Raw genomic sequence first — 13,644 nt, forward strand, 5'->3', positions numbered from 1 at the left:
GAGGCTGCTGACAAAACATGACAGAACATCACCGGAAAAAGAGAAGTCGAACCCTTACCCGTATAGAAGAAATTCGGTCCCATCATGAACAAGCAAATGAAAAAAAAGACGCCGCCCATGGAAGACAGCCTCGCTCCTTTCACCGACGGAAAGGAAGCGGAACCCCATTACACGGATACGATTGATCCGGAGCTGATCAAGCCCACTCCGAAGCCTACGCCGCCCAATGCGGAACCCTCCGCTCCCGGCTCCATGAAAATGCCGGACAATACCACGGAAAAAATCAAGGATCTGGACACCATGCGCTCCAACGGCATGGACCAGCCGCTCACAAGCAACCTGGGAGTTAAAATAGCCAATGACCAAAATACACTTAAAGCCGGAAGCAGAGGCCCCTCTCTGCTTGAAGACTTCCACTTTCTGGAAAAAATGGCTCATTTTGACCAGGAGCGGATACCGGAACGCGTGGTTCACGCAAGAGGTTCCGGGGCACATGGCTATTTTCAGGTATACAAGTCCCTTTCCAAGTACACCAAGGCGGGCTTTCTGCAGGATCCGGGAGAAAAGACCCCGGTCTTTGTGCGTTTTTCCAACGTGCAGGGCTTCCGAGGATCTCCGGATACGGTGAGGGACATCCGCGGCTTCGCCACCAAGTTCTATACCAAGGAAGGCAACTATGACCTGGTGGGCAACGACACGCCCGTCTTTTTCATTCAGGACGCCATCAAATTCCCGGATTTCGTCCATGCCGTCAAGCCGGAGCCCCACAATGAAATGCCTCAGGGGCAGACGGCCCACGATTCCTTCTGGGATTATGTCTCCCTCCAGCCTGAAACCCTGCACAACGTCATGTGGCTCATGTCCGACCGCGGCATTCCCCGGAGTTACCGGACCATTGAAGGCTTCGGCATTCATACGTATAAGCTGGTCAATGAAGAAGGGAAAAGCACCTTCGTCCGCTTCCACTGGAAACCGGCGTATGGTAAAAAATCCCTGATCTGGGATGAGTCCCAGGCGTTGACAGGACGCGATCCGGACTTCCACCGCAAGGATCTCTGGCAATCTATTGAAGCCGGGGATTATCCGGAATTCGAACTCGGTTTGCAGCTCATTCCGGAAGAGGACGCAGACAAATTCGACTTCGATATTCTGGACGCCACCAAGCTCATTCCGGAAGCGCTGGTTCCCGTGGAAATCGTCGGCAAGATGGTGCTGGACCGCAACCCGGACAACTTCTTTGCGGAAACGGAACAGGTCGCCTTCTGCCCCGCCAACATCGTGCCGGGCATCGATTTTTCCGACGACCCGCTGCTTCAGGGCCGCATCTTTTCCTACAGCGACACCCAGCGGCACCGCCTGGGCGGAGCCAACTTTACGGAAATCCCCATCAACCGCCCCGTCTGCCCCTTCCACAATAACCAGAGGGACGGCTTCCACCGCATGCAGATAGACACCGCTCCGGCCAATTACGATCCCAACTCCATCGGGGACAACTGGCCGCGTGAAACGCCCCCGGAAGAAGGCGGTTTCTCCACCGCCCCCCAGCCGGTGAGCGGCGTCAAGGAACGTCTCAGGAGCCCCTCCTTCGCGGAATACTATGCCCAGCCCCGCCTGTTCTGGATGAGCCAGACTCCCGTGGAGCAAAGGCACATCATTGACGCCTTCAGCTTTGAAGTAGGCAAGGTGACGCGCCCGTACATCCGGGAACGGGTAGTGGACCTGCTGACGCGCATTGACCCAAACCTGGCAGCCGGAGTAGCTAAAAACCTGGGCATTGAACTCACGGAGGAACAGCTTAACCGGGAACTGCCCAAACCGGTCTGCGGCCTGGAAAAAGACCCGGCGCTGAGCCTGTACGCCAACCCGGACGGCAACCTCAAGGGCATGCGCGTCTCCCTGCTGGCGGCGGACGGCGTCAGCCTGAAATCCGTGGAGGAAATCTGCAGCGCCCTGCACAAGGAAGGCGTGCACCCCCAGATTCTTGCCCCGCACATGGGAAGCGTGAATACGGAGGAAGGGAAAGACCTGCTTGTGGACGGCACCCTGTCCGGCAACCCCTCTGTCGTGTTTGACGCCGTCATCGTGCCGGAAGGAGAGCAGAGCATTAAAACGCTCCTGATGAACGGAGACGCCAAGTACCACCTGCGCCAGGCATACCGGCACCTAAAAGCCATCGGCCTGCCCGGCGACGCCAGTGAAATGCTGGAAGCAACGGACCTGCCCCGGGATATGGACGACGCCGGGCTGCTCACGCCGAAAGACACCAAGGCCCTGATGAAACCTTTCATCACGGCCATGAAACAACACCGCGTCTGGGCCCGCGAACCCAAGGCGCTGGATTTCGGCGCCTGATTCATTCCCATTCAGAAACCGATTCAATACATCATTAAACAGGGGCTGCCGCACCGAAAGGTGCGGCAGCTTTTTTATCCATAACGGCAGACGTCCAAATGATGCTCCAGGCAAAAGCAGCATTCATGCAGTCTTAACGTTCCATGCGGGATGACCTTTCTCCGGGACAGCCGTAGATTTTTTCCGAAGTGGGTTTCAACCGTTTCCATTTTATCCGGGGAATGTAAGGCACTTCAAGCCAGGGCGCCGCTGGATCAAATTTCAGCCCATCCGCAACCGAAGGAAGGGGAGGTTCTCATGAACCCCGTCCAGAGTTGCCCTGACCGTTGAAGAAGCCAACCCGCATGGAAGGTGCAAGCCTTCCATGCCGGATGAGCCGGAATTCATCATGGATAAGGAGGCGCCAAAGTTGTTCAACTACCTCACTACAACCAATAATAAACAAAAATCATGGATAAAATTACCTCTATCAACGGAATTTTACTGACGGCCCATAATGATTTTTATGAGCATGAAAAAAATAATTCCGTTCACATCACAGAGGATGAACGAACGGCCTGGAACTCCAAGGCTGAAGCATCTGAAGTTAATTCCAAAGTAAGCACGGAAACATTCGATGCCCACAAAGCGGACGCGTCAGTCCATATCACGGAAGAGGAGCGCAACCGATGGAATACCGCTCCCCACTTGGATGAGAGCGGCAATATGACGCTTGCCGGAAGTCTGACGACGGCAGGGACCTACAACGCCAACGGTGGCATCAATATTCCCGTTGATCCTGTCACGGAAACGGACGCGGCGCGAAAACATGAGGTCAGGGTACTTAACGAGATTTCCAATGGAGCCGCTCGGAACTATTTCAATTTTTCCACTCCTCCGTTTGGTAAATTGTTAACGCCGTTTTCCTGGCTGGCTACCTATTGGCCTAAACCGGCAACGGAAAACGGCTGGGTAGATTTTAATTTCCGGTGTGTGCCTTTTGGCCATGAAAGCGACCGTGAAGGGTCTTATTCCCACTCAACCGGAGCTTTTTTGCCCCTGTCTGCCAGTCTGGGGTATCAGCGCATGTTTCAGGTAGTGGCAGGGGGATTGCTGGACGTTACGCTGAATGAGGCCTGGAATGGACCAGATGATTATCCTTTTTCCGAACCTGCAGATGGCGTTTCCATGTGGTGGGATGTTTATTTTGCAGACTATGACCCGGAGGATGGCAACAAGATTCCCGTGCGCGGGCGCGTTTGCCGCTATAATTACAATACGAATCAAGTAGAGCTATTGACTGGCTATGCATCGCTGCCGAACAATTTCCGGCTGCGCGGGATTGCGATAGGATGGGGGAAAGACGGCAACGGAGGCCTCTGGGTTGTTGGAGCCAATGATTCCAATGGCGGGCGCCTGGAGGCATACCGCGTTTGTGAAAACACCTGGATTACCGACTCCTATCACAATTGTGTCGATCTACAAAATATAAGGCTATTATGCAATAGAGGAGCGCTGGAAGTCGGAGTTAAGCCGTTAAAAACTTACGTAGGACTTTACGGACAAAAATCCGTAGTGGCGGAATGGTGTGAAATGATGGAGGTTAAATAAAGATGAAAGCACAAATACAAATACAATTCCCATTGTTGGGAGAATGGGACAAATTGAACATGACTGCCGTTTTCCCCTCTTCCGGAGGTTTTATAGAGTCCCGCATTTACACGGAGAACGACATTCCTCCTTCTCATGCTCCGGCCCTGGAAGCTGTGGTGTAAGCCCTTGTCTCCATGGGCGCGCCCTGGCAGGTCCAACAGGTGTGGGCTAGAGTGGAGCAGTTCATTTCCAACGTTCCGGAAGGAGAGCAGGAAAGTCCTATTGAGATGACGGAGGGTGTAGTCCTGACGGTTGACGCCGTCAATGAGAGCGGAGGACACCGGAGATTCACCTCCGTCCATTATCCGGATTTTGTGCTCATGAACTCCGCCGCTGTAGATTTTTTCAAGTATTTTACTAAACAATAGATTGAACATCAACAAACAAGATACTAAAAAAGATAAACAGGCGGAGTCTGGCCGCTGGGGGAGGCGGAGGCGGGTCAAATACCTGATGGCGGCAACCATGGCAGCATCGGGCGCCAGTGGATACGTTAGACATTCCGGGGATGCGGGGGCGGAATACACGGCAAGCTGCCATGCCGCCGCCCTGCTCCGGGAATCAAGGCATATTCCCTATTCCCGGGCACAGCCGGGAACGGACATGCCGTCCGTTATGCAGCAACATGCAAGCAAGTAATCATGTGCACCAGAACCCGCGCTTACCTGACGCTCCTGAGAGAGTACAAGGCCGAGATTGTCATGATTGTAGGCTTTGCTGCCGCTGCAATCATGTATGCCGACATGCGGACGTTCATCAATGAACAAACCCGCACCCTTACCGAAATTAATTTACGCCTTTCCAATCTCGAACACCAAACTCAAAAATAAATATCGCACCCGACCAAGGCCAGAGTGTATCCGCCTGGTAAACCACCTATAAAAGAAAACCCCGCAAGCCATTAAGCTTGCGGGGTTTATTAATGGTACACGGAGAGGGATTCGAACCCCCGACCAACTGTGTGTAAGACAGCCGCTCTACCACTGAGCTATCCGTGCATGAGGTGGCGGGAATATATACCGGAGAACCCGGACCGGCAAGGAGAAAATGAGAAAAATGCGTCCTTCTCCCCCTACCTGATGTCCACGCGCCGGAGCGCGCGGTAATGCAGAATGACGAAGAGGACGCACAGGACGGCTTCAGACCAGTAGAAAATGTCCAGGGCGTCACGGCCGGAGGTGAAGCCGTAAGAGTGCAGGCCCACGCCCAGCATGTTGACGCCCCACCAGGCAAAGGCGATGATGACGCCGCCCACCACGTTGCTGAAGTGGAGCAGCCAGGGGGACAGCCACCCGGCTTTCCGCGCGTGCAGCACGGTCAATTGCCACAGCACAATCATCAGGGCCCCGTTTTCCTTGGGATCCCAGCCCCAGAAGCGCCCCCAGGATTCATTGCCCCAGATGCCGCCGAAGACCGTTCCCACCAGCGTGAATACCAGGGAGAAGCACAGGATGCCGTAAGCCATGCGGTCCAGGGATTGTTCCGTTTTCCTGCCGATCAGGCGCAGGGGGGAGGCCAGCAGGTATACATGGGAGAGCACCGCCGCCAGCAACCCGGCCGCGTACCCCAGCACAATGGTGATGACATGGGTGGAGAGCAGGAAGTTGGAGCGCAGGATGGCTACCAGGGGGTCCATGTGGTCCACGGCCTGGGAGGATTCGTACAGAATGCCCATCTGGCAGGAGAAGGCCCCCAGCAGAAGCCCCGCCGCCAGCACGATGCCCTTTTTGCTGAACAGCTCCGCCACCAGCGCGCAGAGCACGCCCATGCACGCGATGAAGGCGATGGTTTCATACGTGTTGCCCACCGGGGACCTCATGGTGATGAGCACGCGGATGACCAGGGCCGCCGCCAGCACGCCGGTCCCCGCCGCACCCAGCAGCCACGCAGGGCTGAACCCGCCGGGCCGCAGAAAACGGCGCCAGAGGGGAGCGTTGGCGGCAGGACGGAAGAGGGCGCAGAGCAGCAGGCACACGAACGCCGCCACAAAGACGGCCAGGGAGGCATAGAGCGGGTCCAGGCGGTAGTAGAAGATTTCCCTTTCCAGGCTGTGCCGTTCCCCGGCGGAGGCGGCTTCATTGGGCTGCGCCAGTTTTTCCAGCAGCAGTCCTTCCGCCTTCATCCGCAGTCCGGAGGCTTCCGCGCCTTCCATGCCGATGGCCTTGCGTTCCAGCAGGGAGGCCATTGCCAGAAAGGCTCCGGTGGCTTTGTCCGGGGCAGCCGTCCAGAGACGCTCCCCATTCTGGCCCGCAGAGGGGAACCAGCGGGGGAATTCCATCCGTTCCATGGCGGAGGGGTCTTCCAGCATGATACGGGAGCCGAGCATCCAGCCGCGCACCACGTCAAAGTTGCGGGAAAGGGCCAGGATTTCCTTCTGGGCTTCCGTCAAATCCGTTTCTCCCAGCAGCCGGATTTCCCGGACGGCGCGGGTCATTTCCTCCCAGTGTTCCGCAATCTGCGCGTAGGAGTATTTTTTCCGCTTGTCCGCCTGGTCCGGCAGGTGCAGACGCCTGACCACTTCCTCCCGGTTAACCAGGAAAACGGGGTATTGTTCCGCGAATTCCGGGCGGAACATGCAGTCCAGCATCCATTCCACCGGAGAGAGTTTCCTTTTCCCCTCCGGCGTCTCCATGGCAAAGCTTCTTTTGCCCAGGGTCCGGAGCAGATGGAAGCCCGCGTACGTGGAGACGGGCTTCAGGCGGCCGCCGTCCTGGACGGCCATTGCCCCGGCCCGTTCCACCAGGAAGGAGGACCAGGGCACGTAATGCTCCACCCGGACCGGATGAGAGGCAGGCCGGGCCGCCAGCATGCCGACGCCGAAGATTGCCGCCACCAGCACGCAAATGCCTATCAGTCGCAGGCGGCGCTTGCCGCCGGGAGCGGGCGGCTCCAGATGGTCGTCCGCCGCCTCCGCTCCGGCGGGAGCCTGGCCGGGTTTGCGGCGCAGGTACCTTCCGAAGACGCAGGCAAAGTGCCACAGCAGTCCCGCGGCAATGATGTAGGAAGACCATTTGGGCATTTGCTCCAGGGGATTGTGGGAAGCGCGGAGGACGGAGATGAGCCTGCCCGGATGCAGGGAGTCCTGCCCCCAGCTCATCTGGTACAGCGTCCAGCCGGAAAGGCGGAGAGGCTCGTTCATGCGGATGACGGCATCATACTGGCCGCCGGATTCCGGAAAGACGGTTACCTGGGATTCATAGGATTTGGGCTTGGAGGTGCCGGGATAAAATTCCGGCACGAAACGGTTCAGGCGGAGGTCAAACGGCAGGGACTGCTCGTGCACCCGGTCGCCCTGGGGCAGTTCCACCTGGTCCACGGCCACCGTCATTTTATTGCCCAGCATGATGCCGGCCAGCAGCAGCAGAATGCCGCCGTGGGCCACCAGCACGCCCGCGTGCCTCCAGGTCCACCGGACGCGGAACATCCCGCCTATGAGCAGGTTGGCAAACAGCAGGGCGCAGGTAATGCCCATGCCGGGCAGCGGCAGGGAAACCAGGGAGTTTTCCCCGCCCAGCGGCATCAGCACATACGGCGCGCCGAAGAAGGATTCTATGGCCGCCTCCGGCCCCATGGAGGAAGACAGCCGCACCTGATGCAGCGTTCCGGCAAACGTCAGCACCAGCAGGATCAGCATCAGGGCGATGCCCAGCCCGTAGCTTCCGGCGAATTTCCAGAGGCTGCGCCCATATCTCATCCACACCGCATCCGTGCGTTTCCAGTCCATCAGCGTAAGGCGTCCGTAAGTAAAAAGAGGGCCGATCACACGATCAGCTCGTGAAACCGGCCCCAATCATGTTTCTGGAGAAAGGACGATTAGAAGTTGTCCGCCAGTTCTTCAAAGAACGCCTGGGGATGCACGCAGGCCGGGCACACCTTGGGGGCGGTGGAGCCGGTGTGCACGTAACCGCAGTTGCGGCACTTCCACTGGATTTCCTTTTCCTTGGCAAATACCTTGCCTTCGCGCACGTTTTCAGCCAGCTTGAGGTAGCGCGCCTCATGGTGCTGTTCCACAGTGGCAATCTGGCGGAAGGTTTCCGCAATGGCGGGGAAGCCTTCACGGTCAGCCACCTCGGCAAACGTGGGGTACATTTCGGACCATTCGTCGCGCTCGCCGGCAGCGGCGGCCAGCAGGCATTCCTCCGTGGATTCCAGGGGAGCCGTGCAAACGGTGTGCGTTACTTCAACGCAGGCGTCCTTCAACAGCTTGAAGAACACCTTGGCATGTTCCTTTTCATTGTCGGCGGTTTCCAGGAAGATGGCGGCAATCTGCTCATAACCGGCTTTCTTGGCCACGCCGGCAAAGTAGGTGTAGCGGTTGCGCGCTTCGGATTCTCCGGCAAAAGCCTTGAGAAGGTTCTTTTCTGTTTCTGTTCCTTTGATGGATTTCATAAATTAGTCATCTGGTTGCGTAAGCGGGATTATCCTAATCCGGGCTTGCTGAAAAACAAGCTTTTATTGAATGAATCTAAAAAATCATTTTCCTGCCGATTTTCCGGAAAAAGCCTCGCGCCACGGGTCATCCAGCTTGCCCGGAACGCTTTCCAGCTCCCGGAGGATTTTCTCCCGCTCACGGGAAATGCGCTCCTGGTCCGCGGGATCCGGCGCGGGGGCCTCCCCGGGCACCGGAAGCAGCCCGTCCGGCGTTTTGCCGCCGTCCGGGGAAATCGGCGGGGTAACCTCCTTGCCGTCTTCATCCGTCTTCGGTTCCGGATTGTCCGGGTCCGGGTTATCCTTTTTTCCGGAGCTTTCCGGAGCGGCCAGGTTCCGGTACAGGAACACCAGGTCCCCTGCCTCCACGGCTCCGCTGCGTATGTCCGCCGGAATGCGCGCCCGGCCCATACGTTCCTCCGTCACGATCAGGTTCGCGACCCTGCGATTTTCCTCCCTGCCCGGGGACTGGGAAATGAGCACGGTTCCCGGCTCGTAAATGTTCCCGGCCAGCGCAATGAGCACATAGTTGTGGCTGGGGTACACCTGCTCCACCTTCCCCACGTACACGGGAGGCCGGGCGGTCTTTTTGACGGGCCGCACCTGCTGGGAGCAGGAGGCGCCCAGCAGCACGAACGCCGCCAGAGCAGGCAGGGAAAGGATTCGTTTCATGGGAGGGGCTTTTCTCGTCGTTTCATTCCACCAGCACCTTGCGCGGACGGTTGGTATTGTCCGCCGGGGCAATGATGCCGCGGGATTCCAGCAAATCCATCATGCGCGCCGCGCGTCCGTACCCGATGCTCAAACGCCGCTGCAGCAGGGAGGTGCTCACCTTGCGCTCAATGACAGCCACTTCCAGGCATTTGGCGTAGCATTCCTCCTCCGCGTCGTCCAGCGGGCTGTCCGCCCCTCCGCGGGAGGGTTCGTCCAGGGATTTCTGAACCTCTTCATGGAATTTCTGCCTGGCCTGGGAGGCGCAGTGGGCCACCAGGGCTTCCACTTCGTCGTCGGAGATAAAGGCGCCCTGCGCCCGCTCCACCTGCGCGGAACCCGGCGGCAGGTACAGCAGATCGCCCTTGCCCACCAGTTTTTCCGCACCCTGCCTGTCCAGAATCACGCGGCTGTCCGTGCCGCTGGCCACCTGGAAGGCGATGCGCGTGGGAATATTGGCCTTGATCGTCCCCGTCACCACCTGCCTTCTGGGCGTCTGCGTCGCCACAATGAGGTGGATGCCCGCGGCGCGGGCTTTCTGGGTCAGGCGGCCGATGTTCGTTTCAATGTCCGCGCCCACCGTCTGCATCAGGTCCGCAAGTTCGTCAATGATGATGACGATATAGGGGAAGCGTTCAGGGATGACGCCGTCGTCCTCCAGGTCCAGTTCATCATCCTCTTCCGCGGGCCATTCCCCCTGGGATTCCAGGTCACGGGCAATGGATTCCGCCAGGGCTTCATCCACCTCCCCGTCTTCCGGTTCCTCCGCCTCTTCCGCAGGCGCGTCCGGCGGCCGCTTGTTGAAGGCTTCAAAGTTGCGCACGCCCACCTTGGCAAAGCAGTGGTAGCGGTGCTCCATTTCATTCACGCACCAGCGCAGGGCATTGGGCACTTTCTTGGGGTCCGTCACCACCGGCACAATCAGGTGCGGCAGCTTGGAATAAGGCTGCATTTCCACCACCTTCGGGTCCACCAGGATGAGCCTGAGCTCATCCGGCCGGAATTTCAGAAGCATGGAGGAGATAATGCTGTTGATGCACACGGATTTGCCGGACCCGGTGGCCCCGGCCACCAGCAGGTGCGGCATGGATGCCAGGTCCCCGATCACGGTGCGGCCATACACGTCCTTCCCCAGGGCCAGCGGTATTTTCTTCTTGGGGGAGCAGAAGCCGGGGTCCTGCAAGAGTTCCCGCAATGGCACGGCCACCTTGTTGCGGTTGACGATTTCAATGCCCACCGTGTCCTTGCCCGGAATGGGCGCCACGATGTTCACGCTCTCCGCCTTCGTCGCCAGCGCGATGTCCTTCGCATACTGGTCAAAGGTGTTCACGCGCACGCCGCGCGCGGGGTAAACTTCATAGCGGGTGATGGTCGGGCCGCGGGTAATGTCCCCCGGCGTCACGTCCACGCGGAACGTCGTCAGGGTATCAATGATCTTCTGCTGGATTTCCAGCATTTCATCCTTGTCCTCTTCCGTAGGGCCTTCCGGCTTTTCTTCGTAATGCAGCAGCTCAAACGGAGGAAGCTCGTAATCCCGGAATTCCTCCGTAGGCGGCGTGGACAGTTTGGAGAAAGGCTGCTCCCTGGGAGCGGGCTTGATTTCCGCCGGCTTCGCCACGGTAATCCTGGGGCGCGGCGTCAGCGGAAGATGCCCCTGCGTACGCGGTGCGCGGGGGGCGGGAGCGGGGTCTGCGGACCTGCCAGGGGAAGCCGCGGCCACTTCATTATATAAGCCTTCCAGGTCGTCCCCGGTGCGCTGCAGGCGGGGAGAGGATGCCCTGCCCTTTCCGGCCGGCCTGGGGGCGGACAGGGCCGCATCTTCCATGCTGGCCCTTACGCGCGCCGCCTCCCTGGCAAGCTGCGCGGACTGGCGCGCCATTCTTTTCTCCTTCCTGTTCATGCGCCAGGCGCGCCACTCCCGCAGCATGGCGCGGAACAGCGGGCGGGGATGCATTCCCGCGGCATAAACCAGGGCCAGCAGATAGCCCAGCCCGGAAAGAACCAGCACGGCGGACGTGCCGGTCAACGGAAGAAGCAGCCCCGTTCCCAGCAGATGTCCCGCCAGGCCGCCGGCGCCCTGAATCTGGTGGCGCGCCACCCATGCGTCACCCGGCACATGCCCGGCCGTCAGGAACAGGCAGCCGAACAACAGCAGGAAAAGGCCGCCGTACACCACGCTGCGGGGCAGACTTCCACGGTGCAGCAGACGGTAAAGCCCCCACCATTCCAACAGAATGACCAGCATCCAGGCCATGCCGCCCAGCGCCCAATAAAGAATCCCCGCGCCGTACAATCCCGCCACGCCCAGCACATTGGAGGCGCCCGGAATCACCTGCCCGGAATCATTTAAATAACTCCAGCCTATTTCCCGCACGTCAAACGTCAGCATGGCCGCAAGCAGCGCAGCCCCGCCCAGCAGGGACACGACGCCCCACGCCATTCCTATCCAAACAGGGGGACGCCCCTCTTCACGCTCAAATGCATGATGCTCCTGCACATCCAATGCCATACCTGCCTTCTATCCTAACAACTCCGCGCCCCCAACTCAAGGCTAAACAAAAGGAGGGGGTCCGGAAGGCCGCAGGTTTCTCCCGATTACGGTGGAAATGACAGATTTCAGGAAGGAAAAACCCGGAAGAGCCTCCTTTCCGGACTCCACCGAACAGCGTCATGCATAGTCCTTCCCTTACCTGCGCAAACGGCTTCATTCCCCTTCAAACCAACACAAATACAGCAATAACCAATTCAACCTTCCTATCTTATTGATTACACTAATTCAACCATATTTCTATTATAAAAAGACATGTTATTCAATACTTGGGCACCTGTAATAAAATATCCAGCGGATTGCAAATCCTATCAAAATAATAGGGTACGATAAATTCCATCATAACACACTTAATTACATATATTTATATACAGAAAACAATAGTTTGAGTTAAATTTTTTTAGTTTTTTAAGGCGCGGGAATGATAAATAAGTATTTTTTCTTTAATGATTACTATTGACATCGGATTTGCAATCCGGTAATTCTGCCGCGCCGCTTATGTACATACATATCTGCAAACCGTTTCTTGGAAGCCTCCTTGCCGGAATAGCTCTCATCATCCTCATTCCGCTGCTGCTGACCGTTTCGGTACTTCTTGTACTTTCTACAGGGAAATCCCCGTTTTTTCTTCAAACGCGCGTAGGGTACAGGGGAAGACTGTTCAAGATCATCAAATTCAAAACGATGAACGACCGGAAGGATGAAAACGGGCAGCTCCTGCCCGATGAGCAGAGGCTGTTCCCGCTGGGGCGCTTCCTCCGCAGCTCCTCCCTGGACGAACTTCCCCAGCTCATCAACATCCTGAAGGGTGACATGGCTTTTGTGGGCCCCCGTCCCTGGATCCCCACCCAGATGGCGGGATTCCCGCCCAACTACTGCCGGAAGCGCTGCTCCGTGCGCCCCGGCATCACCGGCATGGCCCAGATCCACGGCCGCAATGGCATCCCCTTCTGCCGCCGCCTTTGCTATGACCTGATCTACGTCCAGAACGTCAATCTGAGAATGGATCTCTCCCTCCTTTTCCAGACGGCCCGCACGGTCGTCATCCGTGAAGGAATCCAGCAGTGCAACGAGGCGTTCCAGAGCAAGCTGGGGCAGACCCTCGTTCATAACGACCTTTCCCTGCCCTCCTCCCCCCCTTCCCAGAAGATCATTCTGAATACCTCCATCCAACCTCTCTCCAACCAATGAACATCAACAACCTAATCAGCAAAGCCGCCCTCTGCTCCGCAGCGCTGGCCGCTTCCTCCCTCCTGCCCTCCTGCGTCAGCCCCAAGGAAGTCCTGTATATCCAGGACGTCTCCGGACAGACCAATGAAAAGATCAAGGGGAATTACCAGACCGTCATCCAGAAGGACGACCAGTTATCCATCACCGTCAGCAGCAAGCAGCCTGAACTGGCCGCCCCCTTTGCCGTCTCCGAAATAGGGTCCAGCAGCCAGGGCACCAGCTCACGGAAGGGTTACCTGGTGGACGCCAACGGCTACATCGTCCTGCCGGTCATCGGAAAGATCAAGGCGGCCGGCAAGACCTGCTCCCGGCTGGGGGATGAAATTGCCGCCACCCTGCGGAACAGGGACTATATCAGCGACGCCTCCGTCAACGTCCAGATCACCAACTTCAAGTTCTCCGTCCTGGGTGAAGTGGCCTCCCCGGGCACCTACAACGTGGACGGCCAGCGCCTGACGATTCTGGAAGCCCTCAGCCGCGCCGGAGACCTGAACATCGACGGCAACCGGGACATCACCCTGATCCGTGAAACCAACGGACGCCGCCAGATCGCCACCGTGGACCTCCGCAGCAAGGATCTCTTCCAGTCCCCCTATTATTACATTCAGCAGAACGACACCATTTACGTGACGCCTGCCGAACGCAAGATCAACACCCGCAGCGATACCGTCCAATACATCGGCTGGACGGCTTCCGGCCTCGGCCTGATTATCGGCATCGTTGCCCTGTGCGCCCTGTAAGCG

The 13,644-nt window shown here is 58.0% G+C and carries 10 protein-coding genes and 1 tRNA gene; 6 read left to right on the plus strand and 5 right to left on the minus strand.

Translation table 11 applies throughout. The annotated features are described in order from the left end of the window. Nucleotides 1-96: 96 nt before the first annotated feature. The 4 genes from katE (at nt 97) to J5W70_RS11980 (ending at nt 4,814) form a co-directional block, all read left to right on the plus strand. A complete protein-coding gene (katE, locus tag J5W70_RS11965; RefSeq protein WP_102722440.1) occupies nt 97-2,352 on the plus strand; it encodes a catalase HPII in 2,256 nt (751 codons plus the stop codon). A gap of 450 nt (nt 2,353-2,802) precedes the next feature. Beyond that, on the plus strand, nt 2,803-3,942 hold the full coding sequence (locus J5W70_RS11970; RefSeq protein ID WP_102731318.1) for a hypothetical protein: 1,140 nt from the start codon (nt 2,803-2,805) through the stop codon (nt 3,940-3,942). 176 nt (nt 3,943-4,118) lie between these two features. Then, complete coding sequence (locus tag J5W70_RS11975; RefSeq protein WP_022397295.1) at nt 4,119-4,352, plus strand: hypothetical protein; 234 nt, start codon at nt 4,119-4,121, stop codon at nt 4,350-4,352. Nucleotides 4,353-4,625: 273 nt separating this feature from the next. Beyond that, on the plus strand, nt 4,626-4,814 hold the full coding sequence (locus J5W70_RS11980; protein ID WP_022397296.1) for a hypothetical protein: 189 nt from the start codon (nt 4,626-4,628) through the stop codon (nt 4,812-4,814). Between the two features lie 93 nt (nt 4,815-4,907). Here J5W70_RS11980 and J5W70_RS11985 read toward each other — a convergent pair. From J5W70_RS11985 to J5W70_RS12005, 5 genes are all read right to left on the minus strand, one after another. Continuing rightward, nucleotides 4,908-4,982, minus strand: a tRNA-Val gene (locus J5W70_RS11985). Between the two features lie 74 nt (nt 4,983-5,056). Continuing rightward, nucleotides 5,057-7,747: a cytochrome c biogenesis protein CcsA gene (locus J5W70_RS11990; protein ID WP_146020063.1), complete on the minus strand. Its 2,691-nt coding sequence runs from the start codon at nt 7,745-7,747 to the stop codon at nt 5,057-5,059. 50 nt (nt 7,748-7,797) lie between these two features. Further along, complete coding sequence (gene rbr, locus J5W70_RS11995) at nt 7,798-8,373, minus strand: rubrerythrin (RefSeq protein WP_022397298.1); 576 nt, start codon at nt 8,371-8,373, stop codon at nt 7,798-7,800. A gap of 84 nt (nt 8,374-8,457) precedes the next feature. Then, nucleotides 8,458-9,084, minus strand: a complete 627-nt coding sequence (locus tag J5W70_RS12000) for a hypothetical protein (protein ID WP_022397299.1) — start codon at nt 9,082-9,084, stop codon at nt 8,458-8,460. Nucleotides 9,085-9,106: 22 nt separating this feature from the next. Next, complete coding sequence (locus J5W70_RS12005; RefSeq protein ID WP_215832840.1) at nt 9,107-11,632, minus strand: FtsK/SpoIIIE family DNA translocase; 2,526 nt, start codon at nt 11,630-11,632, stop codon at nt 9,107-9,109. A 537-nt stretch (nt 11,633-12,169) separates the two neighbouring features. Between J5W70_RS12005 and J5W70_RS12010 the strand changes: the two genes are divergently transcribed. Both J5W70_RS12010 and J5W70_RS12015 read left to right on the plus strand, forming a co-directional pair. Continuing rightward, entirely contained in the window at nt 12,170-12,862 is a 693-nt protein-coding gene (locus J5W70_RS12010; protein ID WP_022397301.1) for a sugar transferase, read from the plus strand. Continuing rightward, nucleotides 12,859-13,641: a polysaccharide biosynthesis/export family protein gene (locus J5W70_RS12015; RefSeq protein ID WP_022397302.1), complete on the plus strand. Its 783-nt coding sequence runs from the start codon at nt 12,859-12,861 to the stop codon at nt 13,639-13,641. Before J5W70_RS12010 ends, J5W70_RS12015 begins: the two co-directional genes overlap by 4 nt. Nucleotides 13,642-13,644 lie beyond the last annotated feature (3 nt).

Source organism: Akkermansia massiliensis (assembly GCF_018847375.1).
GTDB classification, from domain to species: domain Bacteria; phylum Verrucomicrobiota; class Verrucomicrobiia; order Verrucomicrobiales; family Akkermansiaceae; genus Akkermansia; species Akkermansia massiliensis.